Source organism: Streptomyces sp. NPDC101118 (assembly GCF_044759445.1).
Lineage (GTDB): Bacteria > Actinomycetota > Actinomycetes > Streptomycetales > Streptomycetaceae > Streptomyces.
This window is the reverse complement of sequence record NZ_JBIVZG010000025.1, coordinates 28,085-52,459: the sequence shown is the minus strand read 5'-3', so window position 1 is coordinate 52,459 and position 24,375 is coordinate 28,085. Positions and strand designations below refer to the sequence as shown.

Here is a 24,375-nt window from a genome sequence, read left to right as displayed (position 1 = left end):
AACAAACGCGCCCCGCGCCCCGAAAGGGTCGCGGGGCACTGCCGCAGGAGCACTACCCTTGATGCCGTGACTATTCGCCTGTACGACACCAGCGCCCGGCAGATCCGCGATTTCACCCCGCTCAAGCCGGGCTGTGTCTCGATCTACCTGTGTGGCGCGACCGTGCAGGCCGCCCCGCACATCGGGCACATCCGGTCCGGCCTGAACTTCGACATCATGCGCCGCTGGTTCACCTACCGCGGCTACGACGTGACCTTCATCCGGAACGTCACGGACATCGACGACAAGATCATCGCCAAGTCGGCGGACCAGGGCCGCCCCTGGTGGTCCATCGGGTACGAGAACGAGCGCGCCTTCAACGACGGCTACGACGGCCTCGGCTGCCTCCCGCCCACCTACGAGCCCCGCGCCACCGGCCACGTCACCGAGATGGTCGAGATGATGCGCGGCCTGATCGAGCGCGGCCACGCCTACGAGGCGGACGGCAACGTCTACTTCGACGTGCGCTCCTTCCCCGGCTACCTGGAGCTGTCCAACCAGGAGCTGGACAACCTGCTCCAGCCCTCCGGCGAGGGCGAGACGGGCAAGCGCGACCCCCGCGACTTCGCCATGTGGAAGGCCGCCAAGCCGGGCGAGCCCTCCTGGGAGACCCCGTGGGGCCGCGGCCGTCCCGGCTGGCACCTGGAGTGCTCGGCCATGGCCCACAAGTACCTCGGCTCCGCCTTCGACATCCACGGCGGCGGCATCGACCTGATCTTCCCGCACCACGAGAACGAGATCGCCCAGGCCAAGGCCTACGGCGACGAGTTCGCGAAGTACTGGGTGCACAACGCCTGGGTCACGCTCAGCGGCGAGAAGATGTCCAAGTCCCTCGGCAACTCGGTGCTGGTGTCCGAGATGCTGAAGAACTGGCGTCCCGTCGTCCTGCGCTACTACCTGGGCACCCCGCACTACCGCTCGATGATCGAGTACAGCGAGGAGGCGCTGCGCGAGGCCGATTCGGCGTTCGCGCGGATCGAGGGCTTCTGCCAGCGGGTGACCGAGATGGCCGGACAGGTGGTCGAGCCCGCCGACGAGGTGCCCCCGGCCTTCGCCGAGGCGATGGACGACGACCTGGGCGTCCCGCAGGCGCTCGCGATCGTCCACACCACCGTCCGCCAGGGCAACAGCGCGCTGGCCGCCGACGACAAGGAGGGCGCCGTCGCCCGCCTCGCCGAGGTGCGTGCGATGCTCGGCGTCCTGGGCCTCGACCCGCTGGACCCGCACTGGGCGGGCGAGACGGAGCGCGGCGAGGACCTGCACGGCGCCGTCGACACCCTCGTGCGCATGGTCCTGGAGCAGCGCGAGTCCGCCCGGGCCCGCAAGGACTGGGCGACCGCCGACGCCATCCGCGACCAGCTCAACCAGTCCGGCCTGGTCATCGAGGACAGCCCGGCCGGCCCCCGCTGGAGCCTCGGTCAGCGCTAGCCGCGGCCGCGGGCCCGGTCACGGGGCCGTCCACAGGTGCCGCCCGGGCCTCCGGGCGGCACACTTCATTACGTACACACGTCTGCAGAAACGAAACAGGTAGGTCATGGCCGGGAACAGCCAGCGCAGGAACCGCCGCACGTCCAACAAGAAGGGCGCCACGGTCGGCAGCGGTGGCCAGCGGCGCAAGGGCCTCGAGGGCAAGGGCCCCACGCCCAAGGCCGAGGACCGCAAGGGCCACAAGGCCTTCCGCATCTCCAACGCCAAGGCGCGGCAGGCGGCCAAGCGCCGCCCCGCCCCGCGCCGCGGCGGCCCCAAGGGCACCAGCGAGATGGTCGTCGGCCGCAACCCGGTCTTCGAGGCGCTGCGCGACGGAGTGCCCGCGACCACCCTGTACGTCCAGCAGTTCATCGACAACGACGAGCGCGTCCGCGAGGCCCTCGCGCTCGCCCAGCAGCGCGGCAACATCAACCTGATGGAGGCCCCGCGCCCCGAGCTCGACCGGATGACCGGCGGGCTCAACCACCAGGGCCTGGTGCTGCAGGTCCCGCCGTACGAGTACGCGCACCCGGAGGACCTGACCGCCGAGGCGTACGACGCGGGCGAGGACCCGCTGATCGTGGCCCTGGACGGCGTCACCGACCCGCGCAACCTGGGCGCGATCGTCCGCTCCGTCTCCGCCTTCGGCGGCCACGGCGTGGTCATCCCCGAGCGGCGTGCGGCCGGCATGACCGCCGGTGCGTGGAAGACGTCGGCCGGTACCGCCGCCCGTACGCCGGTCGCGCGCGTCACCAACCTGACCCGTGCGCTGCAGGACTACAAGAAGGCCGGCATCACGGTCGTCGGCCTGGCGGCCGAGGGCGAGCACGAGGTGCAGGAGCTGGAGGCGCTGTCCGGGCCGGTCGTCATCGTCGTCGGCAGCGAGGGCAAGGGTCTGGGCCGCCTGGTCGGCGAGACCTGCGACTTCCTGGTCCGCATCCCGATGCCGGGCGGGGCCGAGTCGCTGAACGCCGGTGTCGCCGCCGGTGTGGTCCTGTACGAGGCCGCCCGCAAGCGGGGCTGACCCTTCCGGGGCGGGGGGCCCGTGCCGGGCGCGGTGCGGGTCCGGTGCCGGCCCCGTTGCCCTGCGGGGCCTTCCCCTACCCGCCCTCTCCCGCTCACCGGGGCTCCGCCCCGGACCCCGCGCCTCAGACGTCGGCGAGGATGGTTTCCAGCCTCGCCGGCGTTTGAGGCGCGGGGGTCTCGGGGGCAGCGCCCCCGAGGGTCAGGCTTCGCCGAGGCCCGCCAGGCGGGCGCGGTACAGCGTCGTCAGGGTGAACGCGTCGGTGATCTCCCCGGCGCCCGCCAGGGCCTCCGCCTCCGCGAAGGACAGGACGCGGGTGTCCCGGATACCGGCGCCCGTCTCCAGCGCGCCGACGCCGTCGATCAGGGCCGCGAACAGCCGTACCCGGTCGGCCGCCATGCCGCTGTCGGGGTGGACCTCCCCGAGCGGCGTCAGCGAGAGCACCCGGGCGCCGATCTCCTCGCCCACCTCCTTCGCCGCGTTGGCCCGGTCCACGAGCCCGGCCGTGCCCATGCCCCGGGGGATCTCCCAGTGCCAGGAGCGGGTGGCGTGCCGGAAGTGCTCGATGAGCACGACCCGGCCCCCCGGCAGCATCGGCAGCACCACGCAGCCGGGCTCGGCCACCGCCCCGACGGCGCGCAGGTAGGTGCCCTCGCGCCCGTCCGGGAAGCGCACGGGGTCGCGCAGCAGCAGGAGGTACTGGTCCTCCCACAGCACCCCGCCGGCGGCGGCGACCGCGGCGGGGTCGGTCAGGATCTCGATGCCGCCCGGCGGGTTGGCGAACAGCCCCGGCCGCTCCGCCCGCAGCCGCTCGTACCGCTCGGTGCCTCCGGTCATGCCGGTCCTCCCGCTCTCATGCGGCGCCCTCCGGCTGCTGGTCCGCCTGGCGCGCGGCGGCGTCCGTACCGGAGGGCACCTCGACGATCCGCCCGCCCGCGGCCCGGTACGTGCGCAGGATCGTCTCCCAGTCCCGCCTGAGGCTGCCCAGCCGCATGGCCGGCAATGTCAGGCTGTGGCCGAGACCCCCGCGGCGGCGCAGCAGGCTTCCGCCCGTGCCCTTCTCGCGGAACTCGACCCGCATGGTCAGCACCCCGGCCGCGGCCGTGAGGACGGTCGTCGCGCCGGACAGCAGGGACACGTCCTCGCCGCCCGTGACCTGCAGGGCGATGCCGGCGGACTCCAGCACGAGCACGGCGGCGAGCTCGCGGGTGAACCCGCCGCCGTTGCCGCTGGTCTTGCGGGCCGTCCGCAGCATCCGGGCGTGCCGGCGGGCCACTTCGGAGGTGCCGGCGGCGAACTCCTCGGGCGAGGGCAGCCGTCCGGCCCGGAACCCGCCGCGGACGAAGCCGTCGAGCGAGTCGACGTAACCGCGCCACTCCTCCTCGCGGCGCAGGCGCACGATGTCGGCCAGGGACAGCTCCGCGTACGAGTTGGGGCCGTCCACCGCCCGGTGCAGCGCGTCGGCGAACACGTCGCGCAGCAGGTGCCCGATGGCCTCGGGGTCCTCGGCGCGCGGCCGGGAGTCCGTCCGCAGCTCCTGGAGGGTGGAGCGGAGGGGCGAGTCGGGCGGGGTCAGCGGGATCGCCCCGGCGACGGTCGGCACGCCGAGGTTGTAGACCAGGTCGACGAGCTGCTTCGTGGGGACCACGTGCGGGCCCTCGCGCAGCAGGTTCAGGTACGGGTCGGTGCCGGGGCGGGTGATGAACTCCTTGTAGATGGCGTTGCGGGTGATCTGCTCGCGGCTCCGGGGGGCGGCCCACACGGCGATGTCGGTGAGGACGCCCTCCTTCATGGCCAGGGCCTGCTCCTCGCTTATGCCGAGGTCGCGGGCGAGCTGCCGGTGCTGGAGGTTCTTCAGCCCGGAGATCTGGCCGGCGAAGAACACCCCGACGCCGTCGGCGACGTCGAGGTTCGCGGCGTCGTCCCAGTCGAACCTGACCAGGCCCGGGTCGGCCTCGTCCGAGACCAGCCGGGTCCACGCCTGGTGGACGGACCGGTCGTACCCCCAGGTGAACTCGCCCGCGGGTTCCCGTTCCGTGAACAGGTACGGGACCAGCACGCGGGAGTCGAGCAGCCGGATGAAGGCGGTGCGCTCGGCGGCGTCGGCGTCCGGCAGGTAGTTGGCGTACACCGCCTCGTTGTTGAGGAAGAAGGCACGGTTCACGATCAGGGTGCCGCTGTTGACCAGCGCGCGCCGCAGCTCGGCCGCGGCCGTGGCCACCGCCTCGGGCGAGGGGCCGGGGACGGCCCCGGTGCGCTGGCGGGTGGCGGCGAGGGCCGCGGGCAGCCACTGGTTGTCGAGGGCCTGGGCCATCACCGGGTAGTCGGTGAGGTCGTCGAAGACGAGCTGGTTCGGTGCGCGTCCAGGTGGCTGGGCGGGACTGGTCAAGGCGGCTTCCCCCCGGATTATTCGCCGGTCAACTTCCATGATTCTCACATCAATTGACACTTCGTTGCCGAACGAAGATTCGTCGCGGGCCAAGGTGGCCGGATCTTGACGGGTCTCGGACATATCGCTGCTGTCAAGGCAGTGTCCTAAACACTCATCACTCGGTTAGATGAGTGTGGACACCAGAACGCCGAGGTTCGACGACCAGCCCTCGCTGAGCATGGTCAAGGTGCCGTGCGACCCCGCGCAGGTCATCGTCAACCACGCCAGCTTCCGCGTGCAGCTCGCCCCCAAGGGGCGGCCCAAGGCCGGCGCGGCCCCCGCCAGGATGCCCGTCCTCGGCGCCGCCGGTGCCGGCGCCGTGGCCGGTGCAGCCGCCGGCGCACGGCGGCGGGCCCCCGTCGTGTGGAGCGGAAAGGCCGGGCCCGGCGACGGGGCGGCCACCGGCGGGCTGCTCCAGGCCGTGCGCGAGGCCGGGGCCCGCACCTCGTGGGGCGCCGGGGCGGACGCGGGGGGAGGGGCCGCGACCCAGGTCATCCCGCGCGTGGAGCTCGGCGACGACACCATGCCGACGCCGACCGTCGTGGGCCAGCGCTCCGCCCTGGACGACGACACCCAGATCCTCACACCGGTACGGGACTTCGGCCGTCCCATCGGGGCGCCGTACGACTCGGGGTACACCGCCGACTACGGCCGCACCGACGCGTACGGCCAGGACGTGGCGGAGATCAGCGCCGCCCGCCGGGCCCCCGTGGACCCGGCCGTGGAGGCCTACTTCCCGGGCCGCCGGATGAACCTCGGGGTGGTGCTGCTGCCGCTGCGGGTGTTCCTCGGCTTCATCTCGATCTACGCCGGCATGGGCAAGCTGTGCGACCCCGTGTACTTCGACGGCGGCGAGCGCGGCTCCATGGTCACCTGGCTGCACACCCTGCACCCCTGGGCACTGGCCGAGCCGCTGCGGGACTTCGCGCTGGCCCACCCGGTCGGCGCCGGGCTGAGCGTGGCGTTCCTCCAGGTCATCGTCGGTGTGCTCACGGTCTTCGGCCTCTGGCAGCGGTTCGCGGCCTGCATCGGGACGCTGCTGTCGGCGGCCCTGCTGATGACCGTGAGCTGGCGGACCGTACCGGCGTACGACGCGCCGGACATCATCTACCTGGCCGCCTGGAGCCCGCTGATCATCGCCGGTGCCCCGGTCTACTCGCTCGACGGCCGTCTGGCCGGCGAGGCCTGGCGCACGCTCGGCCCGCGCGCCGGGCTGGGTGAGCTGCGGCGCCGGGTGCTGCGGCGCGGCGCGGTCATGACGACCCTGGTCGTCGGCCTCACGCTGCTGATCGGCTCCCTGCTGGGCGGCGCGGTCCGCTCGACCACCGTGGTCACCGTGCCGGGTCCGGAGGACGCGCCGAGCAACTACCTGCCGGGGTCCCCGCTCCCGACCGAGCCCGGCAAGGCCCGCAAGGCGGTCCGCAAGCCGGCGAAGACCGGTGAGCCGTCTGCGGAGGCCACCAAGGCGCCGAAGGCGGAGCGCACGCAGCCGGAGCGGGTACGGGAGACCGCCTCGTCCGGCGCGCAGTCGCCGACGGCCACCCAGGGCGCCGGCCGTACCGAGTCGTCGCCGCGCCAGACCTCGCCGCGCACGCCGTCGTCCAGCTCGGCCGGTCCCACCTCGTCCGGCGGGTCGAGCACGGGCGGCAGCGGTGGCGGCGGCAGCGAGCCGCCGCAGGAGCAGCGGGGCGGGCTGGTCGGCGGCCTCCTGGGCTGATCCCGGCCCGGCACGGCACGCGGAAGGGCCCGGCGCACGGTGTGTGCGCCGGGCCCTTCGCGTTGCCGTGGCCGGGCCGCTCGGGAGGCTGTGGCGGCCGCCCCGGGGCGGCTACGCGCCCCGCTGGGAGGCGAGTTCCTTCGCCGCCTCGGTGAGGTCCTTCGCGGTGTCGATCGCCCGCCAGTAGGCGCCCTGGGGCAACGGGAAGCCGGCCAGGCGGCGTTCGCGGGCCAGCCGGGGGAAGGTGGTGCGCTCGTGGTCGCCGCGGTCGGGCAGCAGGGAGGCGAATTCGGGCGAGAACACGTACACGCCCGCGTTGATCAGGTACGGCGACGGCGGGGACTCGATGAAGTCCAGCACGTGCCCGAACTCGTTGGTCTCCACGGCGCCCCAGGGGATGCGCGGCCGGGCCAGCGCGAGGGTCGCGGTCGCGGCCCGCTCCTCGTGGAAGGCGGCCATCTCGCGCAGCGAGAAGCGGGTCCAGATGTCGCCGTTGGTCGCGTACCAGGGCCGGTCGGCGTGCGGGAGGTGCGCGGCCGCGTACTTGAGGCCGCCGCCGCGGCCCAGCGGCTCGGTCTCGACCACGGTGGTCACGCGGAGCGGGAGGTCGGCCCCGGCGAGCCACTCCTGGAGCACCTCGGCGAGGTGCCCGCAGGAGACGACGGCGTCGGTGACGCCCTCGGACGCCAGCCAGGCCAGCTGGTGGCCGATGATCGGGACCCCCGTGCCGGGGATCTCGACCATCGGCTTGGGGCGGTCGTCGGTGTACGGGCGCAGCCGCGATCCCTGGCCGCCGGCCAGGACGACTGCCTGGGTCGGGGCGGCGGGGAACGCGGCCGCGGTGTCTGCGCTGGTGGCTGAGGGGTCTGCCGTCATGCCCCGCAGCCTATGCGGGGCGGGTGCCGGCGGCGTGGCGGCCCGGGGGCTCGGGGCCCGGGCCGCCACCGTGCCGGGGGCGCGGCGGACTCGGCTGCCGCCGTGGGGTCCGTGCGGAGGTCCGTACGGGACGCTGTGCGGGGCGCCGTGTAGGGCGCCGTGTGGAGGTCCGTACGGGGCCGGTTCAGCCGAAGGAGGCCACGCCGGAGGCGAAGGAGGTGTCGCACACGGGGCGCGCGTACGTCTGCGCCTTGGTGGGGCCGTAGATGTTCACGGCGGCGCGGCCCAGCGCGCGGGCGATCCCGCCGCAGTACTCGGCGAGCGAGGGCCTGCGGTCGACCTCCTGCTGGAGGTGGGTCAGGACGAGCCCGGGGTCCTTCTTGGCCTGGAGCTCGCCGAGGAGCTTCTCGCGCAGAACGTCCTGCGGCGCACGGGACTTGGCCGGCACGGAGACGTTCTCGGCGGAGGCCGTGAGGATCTGGGACGGGGCGTTGTCGGCCCAGGGGACCATGGTGACCGCGAGGGTCCCGGACAGGACCAGGACGACGGGCAGGACCAGGGCGAGGGATCGGCCGATACGGCGGGCAGTGTGGGTCACGAGGGCGAGAGTAGCGCTCGGTGAAGATTTGGCGACATTTAGTCACCCTGTTGAGGGATGGTTCGACGTGGCTTTTCGAATGGGCTGTTGACGTACGGGGCTCGAAATTGCCCGTTCTGCCGGGGTATTCGTCGTACTGGGCGACAGGAAGGCCCGGAGCTCCGGGGTGCCGGGGAGGGGCGGCAGCGGCACCGGGTCCCAGTCCCGCGCGTACGGGGGCGGCGGGCCGGCGTCGGCGGTGAGCAGCGCCACCGGGCCGGAGAGGGCGGCCGATTGGAGGCCGGCGGGTTCGATGCTCCCGTCGTGGCCGCCTACTTGGCGGGAGGCGCAGCCCAGCGCGTAGCCGAGCCGCACCGCCTCGTACCCGGTCACGACGCAGGGCGGTACGACGCCGTGGCGGCGCAGTTCGGCCCTGAGGCGCTCGAAGGCCGCGCCGCTCTCCCGCGCCCGGTCGGCGACGCGGTCGAGCACGGCGAACTGGACGGCCAGGTGGGCGGCGAGGGCCAGGGCGAGGGCGAGTGCCGCCGCCCGGCCCGGGCGGGCGCCGGCGCGCCTTGCCGCGTCGGGCCGCACGGCGGAGGGGCGGGCGGCGGCCACCAGCCCGGCCGCGACGGGCAGGGACAGCAGGGCGTAGGCGGGCAGCAGGAAGCGCGGGGCGGCGTAGCCGAGCAGCAGCAGGTACGGGACGGCCAGCGACGCGGCGGCCGCGGTGGCCACGGCGAGGGCCGGCCGCAGTGGGCGGGCCAGGAACAGCCCGGCCGCGGTGGCGACGGGCAGCAGCAGCCACCAGAGGGCGAGCAAGGGACGGCGTACGGCGCCTTCGCAGGGGCGGCAGAGGGTGCGGCCGTCGGTGAGGGCCCGCAGTTGGTCGGCGAACGCGGGGTGCCAGCCGAAGCCGCCCTGGATCTCGCCGGCCCGGTGCAGGCGGGCGGCGGGGCCGCCGTAGCGGAGGTACGCCTCGACCACCCACTCGGCGCCGCCGACGGCCAGGCCCGCGCAGAGCACGGCGAGGACGAGGGGCGCGCGGCGCCAGAGGGCCACGGCCGCGAGGGGGAGGAGCAGCCAGAGGGCGTCGGCCGGGCGCATCAGCGCGACCAGGGCGGCAGCGGCGGCGAGCCCGGCCAGCGGGCGGGCCCGGCCGCCGGCCGTGCGGGCGGCCGGGGGGCCGTAGGCGCGGGCGGTGCCGTAGGGGAGGTCGGTCGCGTAGGCGCGGGCCGTGCCGTACGGGAGGTCGGTGGCGTGCGGGTAGTCGGTGCGGTACGCGGAGCCGGGGGCGTACGCGGAGCCGGCCCCGTACGCGCGGCCGGCGACGGCGGCCAGGGGGTCGGCGGGCCGGCGGGGCAGGCAGCGGAGGAAGCAGCCGACGGCGGCGAGGGCGCCGAAGGCCACCCACAGGTTGGGCATGACCTGGGGGCCGTAGAGCAGCGTCACCCACAGGCCGGCGAAGAGGCCGGCGGCGGTGGTGACGACGGGGGAGGGCAGCAGCGGGCGCCAGACGGCGAAGGAGAGGTACAGGGCCGCGCCGGAGAGCAGCGCGAACCAGACGTGCAGGGCGGTGGTGCCGGTGGTCACCAGGGTGACCGGGGCGGCGAGGAGGGTGATGCCGCGGGCACGCGGCGCGCTGAAGAAGGCGGCCGGCGCCTGGGGGCTGACCTGGCTGACGTACACGGTCTCGTCCCAGCCGAGGGGGCTGCCGGGTACGACGGCCAGGAGCTGGAGCGCGGTGTACGCGAGGCACACGGCGAGCAGCGGCAGGCGGCTCGGCGGCGGTGCGGCGAGGCGCGGGTGCGGGGGCGGGGCGCAGATCGGGAGGGGGACCGGAGCCATGGGGCCCACGCTGCCGGGGGGCCGGGCTTCCGGCGACCGGAAGGGGCCGGGTGGCGCAATGTCCCGTGCCGGGCCCGTGCCGGGCCCGTGCCGGGCGCGGGGGTGCCGGTGCCGGTGCGGGTGCCGGTGCGGGTGCCGGTGCGGGGTTCGGGGTGCGCGTGCGGGTGCCGGCCGGTACCGGGTGCGGGCCGTTGCCCTGCGGGGCTGTCCCTCCCCAGCTGCCGCTGGGAGGTGCCCCCGACCCGCCCTTCCACCGTTCCCCGGGGCTCCGCCCCGGACCCCGGGCCGGACGCCGGGCCCGGACCCCGGGCTGTGCCCCGGATCCCGGCCGCGGGCTGTGCCCCGGACCCCGGCCGCGGGCTGTGCCCCGGACCCCGGCCGCGGGCCGGGTCCGCCGGGGCTCTGGCTTCGCGCCGGTCCCGGGCTGCGCCTGGACCGCCCGGGCCCCGGGCTGTGCCCGTACGCCGTCGGGGCCGGCCGGTGGGCTGGGCCCGCGTTCCGGTGGGGGAACGGCGAAGCGGCGGGGTCCCCGGGGAGGGAGCCCGCCGCTTCGGTGCGGCCGTGTGGCGGCCGGCGTCAGTCGGAGAGGCGCTCGCCCGTGGACGTCGAGAAGACGTGGATCTCGCCGCCGTGGGGGACCACGTGGACCGTGGAGCCCTTCTCCGGGACCCGGCGGCCGTTCACGCGGACGACCAGGTCCGTGCTGTGGCCGCCGATCTCGGCGGTGCCGTAGACGTAGCCGTCGGCGCCGAGCTCCTCGACGACGTTGACGCGGACCGCCAGCCCGCCCTCGTCGGCGAGGTCGAAGTGCTCGGGGCGGATGCCGACCGTGACGGTCCGGTCGCCCTTGTCGGTGGCGCCGGCCAGGGCCTCGCGGGAGACCGGGACGACGCTGTCGCCGAACTTCACGCCGCCGTCGGTGATCGCGACCTCGACCAGGTTCATGGCCGGGGAGCCGATGAAGCCGGCCACGAAGAGGTTCGCGGGGCGGTCGTACATGTTGCGCGGGGTGTCGACCTGCTGGAGCAGACCGTCCTTGAGCACGGCCACCCGGTCGCCCATGGTCATGGCCTCGACCTGGTCGTGGGTGACGTAGACGGTGGTGATGCCCAGGTCGCGCTGGAGTGCGGCGATCTGGGTACGGGTCGACACGCGGAGCTTGGCGTCGAGGTTCGACAGCGGCTCGTCCATCAGGAAGACCTGCGGCTTGCGGACGATGGCGCGGCCCATGGCCACGCGCTGGCGCTGGCCGCCGGAGAGCGCCTTCGGCTTGCGGTCGAGGTACTGGGTGAGGTCCAGCATCTTCGCCGCGTCCTCCACCTTCCGGCGGATCGTGGCCTTGTCCTCGCCGGCGATCTTGAGCGCGAAGCCCATGTTGTCGGCGACGGTCATGTGCGGGTACAGCGCGTAGTTCTGGAAGACCATCGCGATGTCGCGGTCCTTCGGCGGCAGGTGCGTGACGTCCTTGTCGCCGATGCGGATCGCTCCGCCGTTGACGTCCTCCAGGCCCGCGAGCATGCGGAGGGAGGTGGACTTGCCACAGCCGGAGGGGCCGACGAGGACGAGGAACTCGCCGTGCTCGATCTCGAGGTTCAGCGCGTCGACGGCGGGCTTGTCGGCGCCGGGGTACAGGCGGGTCGCGCCGTCGAAAGTAACGGAAGCCATGGTGATGCGTCCCTTCACCGGCAGGAACGTGCCGGACGATCCGAGTAAAGGAAGGATGGGTCTAGTCCACCTGGGTGGACCTCCGGCGACGCTACCTGCCCGGACCGCCTCCTGTCAGCACCCCCGGGCACGTGAGATATCGAACGCCACCCGTCCCGCGGCCTGGGTACACTGCACGGGCGTGCCGCCTTAGCTCAGTTGGCTAGAGCGCTTGACTTGTAATCTTGAGGTCGTCGGTTCGATTCCGACAGGCGGCTCTTGCGGGAGGCCCCCGGCCCGATCGGGCCGGGGGCCTCCGTCATGCCCGCTCCATGCCCGCGAATGCGGTGGGGCGAGCAACCCGGGGCCCCTCGGCACCGTCTTGATCGGCGCGTCATGCGGGGAACATGGCGTTGCCGCGGCAGGCACACTGCCGCCTTCATGTGTGGAGCGCGAACATGCGCGGATTCATGAGCCGGGGCGCGCGGCGCCTCGGTGTTCTCGGGGGTGTTCTGACGGGCTCGGCGGCCCTGGTCGCGACGGGTGTCGTGACCGCGGGCCCCGCCCTGGCCGCCGGGAACGACGACTACTCCTTCACCTACCTCGACCACGTGATCCCGCCCGGCGAAGGCTCGGCCGCCGCCCTGCGGCCCGACCTGCTGACCGGCACGCCGAACGGCACCCTCGTGTACGCCCTGTCGAAGGCGCCGCTGACCGACGCGTCCTGGGCCCAGGGCGGCCTGCCCGCCGGGATGACGGTTCTGCCGGGCCTGGACTGCACCCCCTCGGCGACCGTCAAGGGCGTCCTCCTCTGCCCGACCAGCGAGGACAACGGGTACGTCGGCCCCTCGGTGACGGCCGGCGAGTCGGTGAAGGACGACACCCGGCTGCACTTCGGCGTGGCCTACGCGCCCCGCGGCACCAGCATCGACAAGGCCGTCAAGGCCGCCCAGCTGTCCGGCAGTTCGCCGGTCAAGGGCACGGTCGAGGCGCACAGCGTCCGGGTGCTCACCGCCGAGCACGTCAAGAAGAACAAGGTGCGGCTGACCCTGCCGGCCGTGCCCGCGGGCGGCGCGGTCACCCACACGGTGAACGTCCACGCCATCGACAAGGGCAGGCTGAGCGTCGGCTTCGCCCCCGGCCGCGGGTTCCGCGCCTGGGACCCGGGCGAGCTGAAGGTCGACCTGGTCTCCGTCAAGGCCGGCGCCGGCGCGGGCAACTGCGAGGTCAGGACCGGAGAGCTGTACTGGGAGGGCTTCACCTGTGACGTGAAGCCCGGCGACGTGAAGATCACGTACCGGCTGAAGGCCGCGGCCAAGAGCCCCATGTGGAAGATCGACGCCTCCGCCAGCTACAACGTGTACACGGCCGGCTGGAGCGACTCCGGCGCGCAGGGCACCTTCGGCGTCACCGGCGGCACGCCCGTCCGCGAGCGCTACCAGCTGCTGCGCCGTGCGGCCGACGGCAGCCTGAACGTCCACGTCGGCTCGGGCCGGGCCCCGCGCGTCTTCGAGCGCGCGGACACCATCGACTCGAACTGGGGCCGCTACACCGCGCTCGCCCGGCTGGCGCCGATGACCGTCCAGGGCACCGGCGGCCCGGTCGTCGGCCGGGACGCCGCGGGCGTGCTGTGGTTCTACGACGTCGAGGGCGAGCAGGGCGGCGGCCTGTACGAGCGCAAGAAGGTCGGCGGCGGCTGGAACGTCTACGACCTGATCGCCGGCGCCGGCGACCTGACCGGCGACCGCAAGGCGGACCTGCTGGCCCGGGACGCCTCCGGCGGCCTCTGGCTGTACGCGGGTACGGGGAAGGCGTCCGCGCCCTTCGCCGACCGGGCCCGCGTCGCCACCGGCTGGAAGGGCCTCGGCCACCTGGCCGGCGGCGCCGACCTGACCGGTGACGGCAAGGCCGACCTGCTCGCGAAGGACGCCTCGGGCAAGGCCTGGCTGTACCCGGGCACGGGCAAGGCGGCCACGCCCTTCGGGCGGCGGCTTGCGGTCCCCGGCACGTGGACCGGGTACCAGGCCCTGGTCGTGCCGGGCGACCTCGACTCCGACGGCCGCGCGGACCTGCTCGCGCGCGACGGTGCCGGGGCGCTGTGGCTGCTGAAGGGCACGGGCGAGGCGCAGGCGCCGTTCGCCGCCCGGGTGAAGGTCGCCTCGGGCTGGAACGCGAAGGACCTGCTCTTCTAGCGGGAGGTGATCCCGGACGGCGCCCCGTAAGGCGGGCCGTACGGGGTCAGTGGCGTCCGGAGATCCGGTCCGCCAGCCGGGCCAGGGGGGCCGTCACCGCGCTGTGGGTGGCGGCCTCCCGCCGGTCCGCGGTGCGGTAGGCGGCGTACAGGGCGTGCACCCCGGCCCAGCGGAAGGGCTCCGGCTCCCAGCGCCGCACCCGGTGGTTCACCCAGGGGAGCGTGGTCAGGTCGGTGGGCCCGGACTGGCCGGAGTCCTGCTGGACCAGGTCGCGCAGCGTACGGGCGGCCAGGTTCGCGGTGGCGACGCCCGAGCCGACGTACCCGCCCGCCCAGCCCAGACCGGTGGCCCGGTCCAGCGTGACCGTGGCGCACCAGTCGCGCGGCACGCCCAGCACGCCCGACCAGGCGTGCGCGATGCCGGTGCCCGAGAGCTGCGGGAAGAAGCGGACCAGGATCTCGCGCAGGGCGTCGATCGTGGCCGGCTGGGTGCGGCCGTCGTTGTCGGTGCGGGAGCCGAAGCGGTACGGGATCCCGCGCCCGCCGACCGCGATCCGGCCGTCGGCGGTGCGCTGGGCGTACATGTAGGCGTGCGCCATGTCGCCGAGGGTCTCCCGGCCCTCCCAGCCGATGGTCTCCCACACGGCGTCGGGCAGCGGATCGGTGACGATCATCGATGAGTTCATGGGCAGCCAGGACCTCTTGTGGCCCTTCAGGCTCGCGGTGAACCCCTCGGTGCAGCGCAGCACGTAGGGCGCGCGGACGGTGCCGTAGGGGGTGACCGCCCGGCCCTTGGCGATCTCGGTGACCGGGGTCGACTCGTGGATCACGACGCCGAGCCGCTCGCACGCCGCGGCCAGCCCCTTGGCGAGCCTGGCGGGCTGCAGGCGGGCGCCGTGCGGGGTCCAGGAGGAGCCGACGGCGCCGGCGATCCGGATGCGCGCGGCGGTCTCGCGGGCGCCGTACAGCTCGCGGTCGTCCTCGCCGTAGGAGAGTTCGGCGGCGTGGAAGGCCTTGAGGCGGCCGAGCTGGGCGGGGGTGTAGGCCACCTCCAGGACGCCGCCGCGGTGCACGTCCGCCTCGATGCCCTCCTTGGCCGCGGTGTCGACGACCTCGGTGACCGTGTCGTTCATGGCCTTCTGGAGGCGGACCGCGGCCTCGTGGCCGTGCAGCTTCGCGTAGCGGTCGCGGCCGGCGATGCCGTTGTAGAGCCAGCCGCCGTTGCGGCCGGAGGCGCCGTAGCCGCAGAACTTCTGCTCCAGGACGGTGACGCGCAGGAAGGGCGCGGCCTGCTTGAGGTAGTACGCCGTCCACAGGCCCGTGTAGCCGCCGCCGACGATGCAGACGTCCGCCGTGGCGTCGCCGGGGAGCGGTTCCCGGGGCGGGGGCGTGCCGTCCTGGGCGTACCAGAAGGAGATCCCGCCGTTGACCGGCTCCGGCGTCTTGATCGTCGCGCTGCTCATGGGGTGTTGGTACACCCGTCTCCGGCGGGCGGTCCAGGGGCAGGGTGTAGGGCCCGCGTAGGGATTTGCGGGCCTTCTGTCCCGTGACTCGGGCCCTTCGGCGGTGCGAGGGGCGGGCGCGGCACGGCTAGCGTCGGGGTGATCTGTAGCTTTCTGCCGCTTTGGAGAGGATCTGCCCGATGGTCGTCATGGGGAAGGGCGTACGGAGGGCCGGCCGCCTCCCGCGCATCGCGCGGGGCCTGGCGGCGGCGGCCGCGGTGGCGGTGCTGGCCGGCACGGCGGCGGCCTGCTCCTCCGGCGACGGCCCGGGCACCGGAACCTCCGCGGAGGGGCGGCCGGACGGCGAGGTGCGGACCAGCCCCATCGCGGACCGGGGCAGGTTCGCCGAGTACCACGCGGCGGTCTTCGCCAGCCAGCCGCAGGGTGCCTTCACGGACGCCCGCCTGCTGGAGATCGCCGCGAAGGTACCGGGGCTGCGGGGCGCCGACTTCGACCGTGCGGTGCGCGACATGACGTACCGGGACTGGGCGGTGCGGTCCGAGGAGGCCTTCGAGGCCACCGGGGCACAGGGCACCCCGCTGGTGCTCGTCGACGGCAAGCCCGTGGGCGTCCAGGACCGGTCGATGTTCGACGCGAAGGCCTTCGCCGAGTCGCTGAGGGGCGTCGGGATCGCCTGAGGGGGCGGGGTGCTTCTGGCGTGTCCTCCGGCCGTCGCGCCATGATCGGGGCATGGCCGACCCCCATCAGCTCCTCGCGTTCTGCGCGGTCACCTTCGTCCTGGTCGTGATCCCCGGCCCCAGCGTCCTGTTCATCGTCGGCCGGGCCCTGGCCCACGGCCGCCGCGCCGCCCTCGCCTCGGTGCTGGGCAACTGGCTGGGCAGCTACCTGCTCGTCGTCGCCGTCGCGCTGGGCGTGGGCACGCTGGTCGAGCGCTCCGTGCTGCTGTTCACCGCCGTGAAGCTCGCGGGCGCCGGCTACCTCGTGTGGCTGGGCGTGAAGGCCGTACGGGCCAACTGGGGCCGCCGCGCCGCGCTCGCCCACGCCCTCGCCGAGCACGCCCCGGCCGCCCGGGAGACGGGCTTCGCCCGGCAGGTGCGGGAGGGCTTCCTGGTGGGCGCGACCAACCCCAAGAGCATCGTCTTCTTCTCCGCGATGCTGCCGCAGTTCGTCGACCGGCAGGCCGGCGGCGTGGTCGCGCAGATGCTGCTCCTCGGCCTGGCCGGCACCCTCCTGGCCCTGCTGACCGACGTCACCTGGGGACTGGCCGCCTCGGCCGCGCGCGACTGGTTCGGCCGCTCGCCGCGCCGCATGCGGGCGGTCGGCGGCACCGGCGGCCTCGCCATGATCGGCCTGGGCGCGACCGTCGCCGTCACGGGGCGGGCCGAGTGACCGCCAGGCCGGCGGTCCAGGTGCCGCGCGAACTGTACGAGAACCAGGTCGGGTGCAACGGCGAGGCCGGGCGCGCCTTCGTGACCGCCCTGCCCGGCCGCGCCGCCGGGTTCCTGGACCTGTGGGGGCTGCGGCCCGACGGGCCCCCGATGCACGGGATGTGCGCGCTCGTGCTGCCCGTGACACGCACCGCCGACGGTGCACGGGCCGTGCTCAAGCTCCAGCTGCTGGACGAGGAGACGGCGGGTGAGGCCGCGGCGCTGCGCGCGTGGGACGGGCAGGGGGCGGTACGGCTCCTCGCGGAGGATCCGGCCACCGGCACGATGCTCCTGGAGCGGCTCGACGAGGGCCGGCACCTGTCCGCCCTGGCCGACCCCGACCAGGCGGCCCGGGTCCTGGCGGAGCTGCTGGCCCGGCTGACCGCCCGGCCGGCGCCGGCCGGGCTGCGGCGGCTCGGCGACATCACCGCCGGGATGCTGGACGACGTACCGGAGGCGGAGGCAGAGCTGGCCGACCCCGGCGAGCGGGCGCTGCTGCGGGACTGCGCGGCGGCCCTCGCGGAGGTGGCCGGCGAGCCGGGGGACCGGCTGCTGCACTGGGACCTGCACTACGACAACGTGCTGGCCGGCGGGCGCGAACCCTGGCTCGCCATCGACCCGAAGCCACTGGCCGGCGACCCCGGCTTCGAGCTGCTGCCCGCCCTGGTGAACCGCTGGGACCCGGCCGCGGTCCTGCGCCGCTTCGACCTGATGACAGAGGTGCTGGGCCTGGACCGGGACCGGGCCCGCGCCTGGACCCTCGGACGAGTGCTGCAGAACTTCCTGTGGGAGGTGGAGGACGGCGAGGACCGCCTGCCGGACCGCCAGGTATGGGTGGCGGAGGCGCTGTTGGGGCGCGTGTAGGGGGGCTGGCGGCTGGGGCCGGGGGGCCGGGGGCTGGGAGGTGGGGGGCTGGGGGCTGGGAGGTGGTGCGGGCCGTTCCTGGCCTGGCGGCCAGGGGCCGTGGCCAACGGTGGGCCCGTGGACATGTCTTCTGGGGTGCGCCTCCCCGAAGCGAGCCAAGCCTGCCCGGCAGTGCGCCTACAGGCCTTCATGCGCCTCCCGGTCCTACCTTCTGCAGCCGGCCCATGCGGTCAGAGAAGCGTGGCTGAGCTGGCTGGTGGGCTGATGGAGGCTCCCGTGCACCGGATACCGCGTGACCGTCTCGTTTGGGCGCACCTTCTGTGGCTGGTGTTCACGACTACCGGTTTTCGATGGTTGCTGCCGTCTCGGACCTCAACCACAGAAGGTGCGCCCACGCGATGGGTGCGGGCGATCACCGGCGCACGGGAGCCTCCATCAGCCACCCACGAACAGCAACCACGCTTCTCTGAACGCATGAGCCGGCTACGAGGCGGCATGCGGGCAGGCGCATGAAGGCCTGTAGACGCCATTCCGGTTAAAGCAGTGGGCATACCGGGAGGCGCACCCCAGAAGACATGTCCACGGGCCCACCGTTGACCACGGCCCCCGGCCGCAGGGCCGGGCACCACCCGCACCCGACGACCCGGCCCACCCGCCACCGCCCCCAGCCCGCCTGGCCAGGGGCGGCCGCGGCAGGTGCCCGGTCAGGAGCCGAGCTTCGTCAGCGCCTCGTCCGTGAGGCGGTAGACCGTCCACTCGTCCTGGGGGAGGGCGCCCAGCGAGCGGTAGAAGTCGATCGACGGGGTGTTCCAGTCGAGCACCGACCACTCCAGCCGCTCGTAGCCGCGCTCGACGCAGATCCGGGCCAGCTCGGTCAGCAGCGCCTTGCCGTGGCCGCCGCCGCGCCGCTCCGGGCGTACGTACAGGTCCTCCAGGTAGATGCCGTGCACCCCGCGCCAGGTGGAGAAGTTGAGGAACCACAGCGCGAAGCCGGCGACCTCGCCGTCGTCGGTCTCGGCGATGTGCGCGAAGGCGGCCGGCCGCTCGCCGAAGAGCGCCTCGTGCAGCTGCTCCTCGGTGGCGCGGGCCTCGTCCAGGGCCCGCTCGTACTCCGCGAGTTCACGGACCATCGCGTGGATTGCGGGGACGTCGGCGGGGGTTGCGGTACGGATCATGTTCCCGAGCCTAGGTGTCCAGGGTGTGGACGCCCGGGAGGGTCGGCCTTCTCGGGGGCGGATCACGGCACCAGCACCACCTTGCCCATCGTGGCGCGTCCCTCCAGCGCCCGGTGGGCGGCGGCCGCTCCGGCCAGGGGGAAGCGCTGGACGGCCGGGGTCAGCCGGCCCGCGGCCGCCTCGGCCAGGGCGCGGGTCTCCAGGACGCGTACGGGGTTGTCGCCGCCCGCCCTGCCCAGCATCACCGGCCCCAACACCTGCTCCGAGACGATCCCGCGCGCGGCCTGCTCCTCCTCCGTGAACGTGAGCGGGCCGCCCTCGTGAAGGCCGCCGCTCGACCAGCCGAAGACCAGGTGCAGGCCGCCGGGGCCCAGGAGGTCCACGGCGGCTCGGCCGGGCTCGCCGCCGACCGAGTCGAAGACGACCGTGGCCCGCCGCTCGCCGAGGAACTCCCGTACGCGGAGGGGCCAGTCGGGGACGTTGTAGTCCACGGCCAGGTCGGCTCCGTTCGCCTCGACGGCCGCGGTCTTGGCCGGTCCGCCGGCCAGGCCGATCACCGTGGCGCCGGCGTTCTTCGCGTACTGGACGAGCAGGGTGCCGATGCCGCCGGCCGCGGCCGGGACGACCGCGACCGAGTCGGGGCCGAGTTCGGTGAACTGGAGGATGCCCATGGCCGTGCGGCCGGTGCCGATCATCGCGACGGCGCGGGCCGCGTCCAGGTTCGCGGGGATCTCGTGCAGCCGGGCGGCGTCGGTGACGGCCAGTTCGGCGTACCCGCCGGGGACCATGCCCAGGTGGGCGACCACCCGCTTGCCGAGCCAGGCGGGGTCGGTGCCCTCGCCGAGCGACTCGACCGTGCCCGCGACCTCGCGGCCGGGCACGGTCGGCAGCTCGGGGAGGGCGGGCAGCGGGCCCCGGTCCCCCAGGCGCAGGGCGGTGTCGAGCAGGTGCACGCCTGCGGCCTCGACGGCGATGCGGACCTGGCCGGGGCCTGGCACCGGGTCCTCGGTCTTCTCGTAGACGAGGTTGTCGGCGGGGCCGAAGGCGTGCAGGCGGATGGCGTGCATGGGGACTCCCTGGCTCGTACGTACGGTTCGGTCCGGTGTGCCTGCCCGGGTGGTCCGGGTGCTCCGGGTGCTCCGGGTGCTCCGGGTGCTCCAGGCGCTTCGGGCGCTTCGGGCGCTTCGGGTACGAGCCAACAACCTCAAGCGCGGTCGAGGTCAAGGGCGGCCCTGGCGGCGGCCGCGCGGCCGGTGTCGCGGATCGCCAGTGAGACGGCCTCGATGGCGCTGTTGAACGACACCTCGGCCAGCACGCCGGGTGCCGCGACCTGGTCGCCCGCCAGGTAGACGCCGTTGCCCCGCGCGATGGCGGGCCGGTCCCGCCAGGTGGTGCCCGGCAGGTCCACCGCGCCGGTGCGGCCGGTGGCCACGGCCTCGCGCCGCCAGGTGACCCGCTCCCGCCAGCCCCGGAAGCCCAGGTCGAGCAGTCGCTCGGCGCGCTCGATGCCGACCGCCTTGGCCTGGTCGGGGCCGATCGGCAGCTGTGCCTGGAGCAGGGTCTCGCCGGCCGGGGCCAGGGTGCGGTCCTGGGCGGTGAAGCGCTCGATCCAGGCCGGTTCGTCGAGGTCCGAGACGGCCCAGGCGTCGCCGCGGCGGGTGCGCAGCCCCAGGTCGAGCAGGACCGTACGGCCGCTCTCCCAGGTGAGGGAGGGGTCGCCCAGCAGGGTGCGGGCGGCGGCGAGGGAGGTCGCGACGACGACCGGCCCGCCGTCGGCCGGCAGCTCGGTGAGCCGCGTGCCGGTCTCGATCACCACGCCGAGGCGGCGGGCCCGGGCGGCCATCCGGTCGATGACGGACTGCCAGCCGCCCCGCGGGAACTGGGCCTCGGGCGGGAAGGACAGCACCCGCTGGAGCCGCTCGTGCACGAAGGCCGCCGAGAGGGACCCGATGTCGTGGTGGAAGAGGGCGACCGCGAGGGAGTTGGCGGTGGCGCGGGCGTCGCGCTCGCCGATGAGCGAGCTCGCCCAGTCGAGGAAGGTGCGGTCGACGGGGGCGTCGGCGAGCGGGCGCCGGGCCAGCCTGAGCGAGGCCAGGGGAGGGACGGAGCGCAGCCTGCCGCCGCTGTGCAGGCGGAGCCGGGTCATGTCCAGGGCGGGGACCCGGGCCAGCGGGCCGACGAGGTCGCGCTGGTTGAGCCAGGCCCAGTGGGGGCCGTTCTTGTAGAAGGCGTGCGGTCCCTCGTTGGTGCGGTACGGACCGTCGGCGGTGCGGCCCCGGCCGCCGAGGGTCTGGTGGGACTCGTACAGCCGTACCCGGGCGCCCGCCTCGGCGGCGCTGATGGCGGCGACCAGTCCGGCGAATCCGCCGCCGATGACGGTGAGCTGCTGCATTGGGTTTCTCCCTGGGGGGCGTTCTGGGTCCTTTGCACACACGACAGTGGGGGCGGCTTGGATGTGACACGGGTGCGGAGATTTCTTTCGGGACCTTCTGGGGTGGGCGCGGGACTTCGGCAGGTGGTGCTGTCAGTGGGGTGCGGAACGATGGGTGGATGGTGCGGAAGGCTCAGAGAACTCAGACGGCTCAGGTTCAGAGAACTCAGACGGCTCAGGTTCAGAGAACTCAGACGGCTCAGGTTCAGAGAACTCAGACGGCTCAGGCTCAGAGAACTCAGACGGCTCAGAACGCTGAGAAGGCGGACGGTCCGGTGGTCGTGGCGGCGCGGCGGTCCGAGGTGGTGCTGCCCGTGCTGAGGCCGTACGGCGGCGGGCTGGAACCTGACGGGGACTACGACGGGCTGGAGTTCGCCGACGCCGACCTCTCGGGGGAGGAGGGACACGGCGCCACGTTCATGGACTGCGCCCTGCGCCGGTGCGTGCTGGACGAGACCACGCTCGTCAGGTCCCGTTTCGTGGACTCGGTGCTGGAGGGGGTGCGCGGGGTCGGCACGGACCTGGCCGGGGCGCTGCTGCGGGACGTGGAGGTGCGGGACGCGCGGCTGGGCGGCACGCAGCTGCACGGGGCGGTGCTGGAGCGGGTCCTGGTGCGCGGCGGCAAGATCGACTACCTCAACCTGCGGAAGTCCCGGCTCACCGACGTGGTCTTCGAGGGCTGTGTGCTCGCGGAGGCCGATTTCGCGGGCGCGGAGCTGCGGCGGGTCGAGTTCCGGGATTGCACACTGCGGCGGGCCGACTTCACGGCGGCCCGGATGGCCGACGTGGACCTCCGGGAGGCGGCCGAGCTGGACATCGCCCGGGGCGTGGACCGGCTGGCCGGCGCGGTGATCAGTCCGGTCCAGCTGGTGCAGCTGGCTCCGCTGTTCGCGGCGCAGCTGGGGGTGCGGGTGGAGGCGTAGGCCGCCTTTCGGGTCAGGTCGGGCCTGGGGCCTGGGCCGGCTGTGTGGCCCGGCAGCCGTTCCCCCGGCACCACGGCCCCTCGGGGCGTGACACCATCGAGAGCGTGCTCGACATCGGCTACTCCCTTTCCTCGCGCTTTCCCGACCCCTCGCAGACCGACTACCGGACCGCGGACGTCCACACCCTGCGCCACGACCTCTTCTGCGGCGACGTCTACCTCGCCGACACCAAGGAGGACCGCGAGGTGTCCACGGCATGGGGGTGGGTGCCGGTGCTCGACTTCGCCTGGGCGCTCTGCGACATCGTCGAGCAGCTCGACCAGGACCCGCGCGGCAGCCGGTCCTCCGCCCGCCAGTACGCCGAACTCGACTTCACCGAGTCCACCGACCGGATGCTCTTCGAGCGGCGCTTCGGCTGGGTCGACGTCGAGGCCGACTGGATGGCGCCCGAGGAGCCCCCGCTGACCTTCTCCCACCGCCTGCTGCGGCGCGAGGCCCGGGACTTCCTGCACGACGTGATCGCGGACCTGACGGACATGCACGAGGGCCTGGCCGACAACCCCCACGTGTGGACCCTTCAGGCTCGCTTTCCTCGCGTGGCTTAGGGCTTTCCGGGGTCGGGTCGGGGCCTCGTCGGCGAGGGGCGGTGCTGCCGGGGGGGCGAGGGGCGGTGGCCTGGGGGAGGGGTGGTGCCCCGGGCCGGTGGTGCGGGGTGCCCGGTCGTGTGGTGTGTGGGTCCCCTCGGTGCTTGACCCGTCGTGGCCTGCAGGCCTCCCCCAGCTACCGCTGGGAGGTGCCCCCAGCGGCAGGCCCACCCCTGGGGCTTTGGGGCTTCGCCCTGGCCTTCGGCCACCCCAGGCCCGGGCCTGCCTCCGGACCAGCCTGCCACGACGCCTCAAGCACCTCCCCCACACACCACACGACCGGCCGGGATGGGGAGGGGCCGGAGGGGGTCGGGAGGGACCGGCGGTGAGTGAGTGAGTGGGTGGGTGGGGAGCGGGCGGATGGAGTCACGGGCCGCGCGGTACCTGGTCCTCGCGCGGCCCGTGAGTTCGGGGCCCTCGTGTGGTGGCTAGCGCACGTTGACTGCGGTCCAGGCTGCGCCCACTGCTGCGTATTGCGGGGAGGACGTGCCGTACAGGGCTGCCGCGGCCGCCAGGGTTGTGGTGCGGGCCTTGGCGTAGTTGGTCGAGGACGTCATTCCGGTGGTCAGGGCGTGGTACCAGATGCGGACGGCGGCGTCGCGGCCTATGCCGAGCAGCTTCGAGCCGTCGTGGGTGGGGGAGTCGTAGGTGACGCCGTTGATCACCTTGGCGCCGCTGCCCTCCGCCAGCAGGTAGAAGAAGTGGACGGCGGGGCCGGAGGAGTAGTGCGGGTCCAGTGAGCCGATGCCGGAGTACCAGTAGTCCGGGGAGCGGCCGTCGCGGCTGGGGCGGTCCAGGGAGCGGAGCGCGCTGCCGGTGACGCGTTCGCCGATGAGGTAGTCGCCCACGTCGGTGGGGTTGGCCGCGAAGAACTCGATGGCGCTGGCGAAGATGTCGGAGGTGGCCTCGTTGAGGCCGCCGGACTCGCCGGAGTAGAGCAGGCCGGCGGTGGCGGAGGTGACGCCGTGCGCGATCTCGTGGCCGGCGACGTCGAGCGAGGTGTACGGGCGGCCGTCGGGGCTGTCGCTGTAGCTGATGCAGCCGCAGGAGTCCGACCACCAGGCGTTGCCGCTGCCGCTGCCCGCGTGGACGCGGGAGGCGACGCCGCGGCCGTCGTTGCGCACGCCCCGGCGGTTGAAGGTGGTCTTGAAGAAGTCCCAGGTCGTGGCGGCGCCGTAGTGGGCGTCCACCGCCGAGGTCTGCCGGTTGGTGACGGAGCCGGTGCCCCAGACGTCGTCGGTGTCGGTGAACAGGGTGCCGAGGCTGGTGCCGCCTCGTGCGTCGTACGTCTTCTGGCCGCCGCGGTTCGGGTCGTGCAGTTCGTACAGGCGCCCGTTGAAGTACGTGCCCAGGGCGACGGTGCCGCTGTACTGGCTGTGGCCGGTGCCCGCGAGGGCGTGCGGCGCGGCGGCGGTCTGCCGGGCGGGTGCGGGGGCCGCGAGGCCGGGTGCGGTCTGGGCCGCGAGCGCGGCCAGGGCGGCGGTCGCGGTGATGGCGAGGGCTCTGGTGCGGTGCGCGGACGTGTGGGGCACGCGGACTCCTTCGCTGAAGCCGTGGGGTGGCTTGCGCAGGGAGCGTGCCCCGGAAGCCCGCGTACCGGGGAGGGGTTTGACGTGAACATGGCTGACGGGGTG

General features: G+C 74.1%; 20 protein-coding genes and 1 tRNA gene. 10 read left to right on the top strand and 11 right to left on the bottom strand.

What is annotated here, in order from left to right:
- Positions 1–66 precede the first annotated feature (66 nt).
- Both cysS and rlmB read left to right on the top strand, forming a co-directional pair.
- Positions 67–1,467 (top strand): cysteine--tRNA ligase, encoded by a 1,401-nt coding sequence (gene cysS / locus ACIQUQ_RS30605; protein ID WP_403982424.1) that lies wholly within the window; start codon positions 67–69, stop codon positions 1,465–1,467.
- 106 nt (positions 1,468–1,573) lie between these two features.
- A complete protein-coding gene (gene rlmB, locus ACIQUQ_RS30600; RefSeq protein ID WP_403658238.1) occupies positions 1,574–2,530 on the top strand; it encodes a 23S rRNA (guanosine(2251)-2'-O)-methyltransferase RlmB in 957 nt (318 codons plus the stop codon).
- Between the two features lie 201 nt (positions 2,531–2,731).
- Here rlmB and ACIQUQ_RS30595 read toward each other — a convergent pair whose 3' ends face one another.
- Positions 2,732–3,367 (bottom strand): NUDIX hydrolase, encoded by a 636-nt coding sequence (locus ACIQUQ_RS30595; RefSeq protein WP_403982421.1) that lies wholly within the window; start codon positions 3,365–3,367, stop codon positions 2,732–2,734.
- A gap of 16 nt (positions 3,368–3,383) precedes the next feature.
- On the bottom strand, positions 3,384–4,919 hold the full coding sequence (locus tag ACIQUQ_RS30590) for a hypothetical protein (RefSeq protein WP_403982419.1): 1,536 nt from the start codon (positions 4,917–4,919) through the stop codon (positions 3,384–3,386).
- Between the two features lie 169 nt (positions 4,920–5,088).
- On the opposite strand from ACIQUQ_RS30590, the gene ACIQUQ_RS30585 reads away from it, so the two are divergent.
- Positions 5,089–6,678: a DoxX family protein gene (locus ACIQUQ_RS30585; RefSeq protein ID WP_403982416.1), complete on the top strand. Its 1,590-nt coding sequence runs from the start codon at positions 5,089–5,091 to the stop codon at positions 6,676–6,678.
- 111 nt (positions 6,679–6,789) lie between these two features.
- Here ACIQUQ_RS30585 and ACIQUQ_RS30580 read toward each other — a convergent pair whose 3' ends face one another.
- The 4 genes from ACIQUQ_RS30580 to ACIQUQ_RS30565 form a co-directional block, all read right to left on the bottom strand.
- On the bottom strand, positions 6,790–7,554 hold the full coding sequence (locus tag ACIQUQ_RS30580) for an NDP-sugar synthase (protein ID WP_403982414.1): 765 nt from the start codon (positions 7,552–7,554) through the stop codon (positions 6,790–6,792).
- A 184-nt stretch (positions 7,555–7,738) separates the two neighbouring features.
- Positions 7,739–8,152, bottom strand: a complete 414-nt coding sequence (locus ACIQUQ_RS30575; protein WP_399939106.1) for a hypothetical protein — start codon at positions 8,150–8,152, stop codon at positions 7,739–7,741.
- A 42-nt stretch (positions 8,153–8,194) separates the two neighbouring features.
- Positions 8,195–9,979, bottom strand: a complete 1,785-nt coding sequence (locus tag ACIQUQ_RS30570) for a hypothetical protein (protein ID WP_403982411.1) — start codon at positions 9,977–9,979, stop codon at positions 8,195–8,197.
- Positions 9,980–10,555: 576 nt separating this feature from the next.
- Positions 10,556–11,644 (bottom strand): ABC transporter ATP-binding protein, encoded by a 1,089-nt coding sequence (locus tag ACIQUQ_RS30565; protein ID WP_403982408.1) that lies wholly within the window; start codon positions 11,642–11,644, stop codon positions 10,556–10,558.
- A gap of 183 nt (positions 11,645–11,827) precedes the next feature.
- Here ACIQUQ_RS30565 and ACIQUQ_RS30560 point away from each other — a divergent pair.
- Both ACIQUQ_RS30560 and ACIQUQ_RS30555 read left to right on the top strand, forming a co-directional pair.
- A tRNA-Thr gene (locus tag ACIQUQ_RS30560) sits at positions 11,828–11,901 on the top strand.
- A 180-nt stretch (positions 11,902–12,081) separates the two neighbouring features.
- Positions 12,082–13,815 carry an FG-GAP repeat domain-containing protein gene (locus ACIQUQ_RS30555; protein ID WP_403982405.1) on the top strand — a complete coding sequence of 578 codons (1,734 nt, stop codon included), beginning with the start codon at positions 12,082–12,084 and terminating at the stop codon, positions 13,813–13,815.
- 46 nt (positions 13,816–13,861) lie between these two features.
- Here the strand turns inward: ACIQUQ_RS30555 and ACIQUQ_RS30550 are convergent, their stop codons facing one another.
- Positions 13,862–15,277, bottom strand: a complete 1,416-nt coding sequence (locus tag ACIQUQ_RS30550; RefSeq protein ID WP_403982403.1) for an NAD(P)/FAD-dependent oxidoreductase — start codon at positions 15,275–15,277, stop codon at positions 13,862–13,864.
- 179 nt (positions 15,278–15,456) lie between these two features.
- Here ACIQUQ_RS30550 and ACIQUQ_RS30545 point away from each other — a divergent pair, with 179 nt between their 5' ends.
- Genes ACIQUQ_RS30545 through ACIQUQ_RS30535 form a run of 3 tightly spaced genes read left to right on the top strand, consistent with a single transcriptional unit; the run spans position 15,457 to position 17,568 of the window.
- Entirely contained in the window at positions 15,457–15,954 is a 498-nt protein-coding gene (locus ACIQUQ_RS30545) for a DsbA family protein (protein WP_403982400.1), read from the top strand.
- A gap of 52 nt (positions 15,955–16,006) precedes the next feature.
- Positions 16,007–16,666, top strand: coding sequence for a LysE family translocator (locus ACIQUQ_RS30540; protein ID WP_403982397.1), 660 nt, complete (start codon positions 16,007–16,009; stop codon positions 16,664–16,666).
- A complete protein-coding gene (locus ACIQUQ_RS30535; protein WP_403982395.1) occupies positions 16,663–17,568 on the top strand; it encodes an aminoglycoside phosphotransferase family protein in 906 nt (301 codons plus the stop codon). Before ACIQUQ_RS30540 ends, ACIQUQ_RS30535 begins: the two co-directional genes overlap by 4 nt.
- A gap of 704 nt (positions 17,569–18,272) precedes the next feature.
- On the opposite strand, the gene ACIQUQ_RS30530 is transcribed toward ACIQUQ_RS30535, so the two are convergent.
- The 3 genes from ACIQUQ_RS30530 to ACIQUQ_RS30520 all read right to left on the bottom strand — a co-directional run bounded on the left by ACIQUQ_RS30530 (position 18,273) and on the right by ACIQUQ_RS30520 (position 21,135).
- Complete coding sequence (locus ACIQUQ_RS30530; RefSeq protein WP_403982392.1) at positions 18,273–18,743, bottom strand: GNAT family N-acetyltransferase; 471 nt, start codon at positions 18,741–18,743, stop codon at positions 18,273–18,275.
- A 62-nt stretch (positions 18,744–18,805) separates the two neighbouring features.
- Positions 18,806–19,810 (bottom strand): zinc-binding dehydrogenase, encoded by a 1,005-nt coding sequence (locus ACIQUQ_RS30525; protein ID WP_403982390.1) that lies wholly within the window; start codon positions 19,808–19,810, stop codon positions 18,806–18,808.
- Positions 19,811–19,947: 137 nt separating this feature from the next.
- Positions 19,948–21,135 (bottom strand): FAD-dependent oxidoreductase, encoded by a 1,188-nt coding sequence (locus ACIQUQ_RS30520; RefSeq protein WP_403982388.1) that lies wholly within the window; start codon positions 21,133–21,135, stop codon positions 19,948–19,950.
- 314 nt (positions 21,136–21,449) lie between these two features.
- Between ACIQUQ_RS30520 and ACIQUQ_RS30515 the strand changes: the two genes are divergently transcribed.
- On the top strand, positions 21,450–22,097 hold the full coding sequence (locus tag ACIQUQ_RS30515; protein ID WP_403982385.1) for a pentapeptide repeat-containing protein: 648 nt from the start codon (positions 21,450–21,452) through the stop codon (positions 22,095–22,097).
- Between the two features lie 104 nt (positions 22,098–22,201).
- A complete protein-coding gene (locus tag ACIQUQ_RS30510; RefSeq protein WP_403982382.1) occupies positions 22,202–22,702 on the top strand; it encodes a hypothetical protein in 501 nt (166 codons plus the stop codon).
- A 467-nt stretch (positions 22,703–23,169) separates the two neighbouring features.
- Here the strand turns inward: ACIQUQ_RS30510 and ACIQUQ_RS30505 are convergent, their stop codons facing one another.
- Positions 23,170–24,273 carry a M4 family metallopeptidase gene (locus tag ACIQUQ_RS30505; RefSeq protein ID WP_403982380.1) on the bottom strand — a complete coding sequence of 368 codons (1,104 nt, stop codon included), beginning with the start codon at positions 24,271–24,273 and terminating at the stop codon, positions 23,170–23,172.
- Positions 24,274–24,375 lie beyond the last annotated feature (102 nt).

Coding starts and splice junctions, on each gene's coding strand:
- ACIQUQ_RS30520 (WP_403982388.1), bottom strand. CDS start 21,135: ATGCAGCAGCTCACCGTCATCGGCGGCGGATTCGCCGGACTGGTCGCC.
- ACIQUQ_RS30545 (WP_403982400.1), top strand. CDS start 15,457: ATGGTCGTCATGGGGAAGGGCGTACGGAGGGCCGGCCGCCTCCCGCGC.
- ACIQUQ_RS30565 (WP_403982408.1), bottom strand. CDS start 11,644: ATGGCTTCCGTTACTTTCGACGGCGCGACCCGCCTGTACCCCGGCGCC.
- rlmB (WP_403658238.1), top strand. CDS start 1,574: ATGGCCGGGAACAGCCAGCGCAGGAACCGCCGCACGTCCAACAAGAAG.
- ACIQUQ_RS30525 (WP_403982390.1), bottom strand. CDS start 19,810: ATGCACGCCATCCGCCTGCACGCCTTCGGCCCCGCCGACAACCTCGTC.
- ACIQUQ_RS30595 (WP_403982421.1), bottom strand. CDS start 3,367: ATGACCGGAGGCACCGAGCGGTACGAGCGGCTGCGGGCGGAGCGGCCG.
- ACIQUQ_RS30540 (WP_403982397.1), top strand. CDS start 16,007: ATGGCCGACCCCCATCAGCTCCTCGCGTTCTGCGCGGTCACCTTCGTC.
- ACIQUQ_RS30550 (WP_403982403.1), bottom strand. CDS start 15,277: ATGAGCAGCGCGACGATCAAGACGCCGGAGCCGGTCAACGGCGGGATC.
- ACIQUQ_RS30530 (WP_403982392.1), bottom strand. CDS start 18,743: ATGATCCGTACCGCAACCCCCGCCGACGTCCCCGCAATCCACGCGATG.
- ACIQUQ_RS30585 (WP_403982416.1), top strand. CDS start 5,089: ATGAGTGTGGACACCAGAACGCCGAGGTTCGACGACCAGCCCTCGCTG.
- ACIQUQ_RS30555 (WP_403982405.1), top strand. CDS start 12,082: ATGCGCGGATTCATGAGCCGGGGCGCGCGGCGCCTCGGTGTTCTCGGG.
- ACIQUQ_RS30580 (WP_403982414.1), bottom strand. CDS start 7,554: ATGACGGCAGACCCCTCAGCCACCAGCGCAGACACCGCGGCCGCGTTC.
- ACIQUQ_RS30570 (WP_403982411.1), bottom strand. CDS start 9,979: ATGGCTCCGGTCCCCCTCCCGATCTGCGCCCCGCCCCCGCACCCGCGC.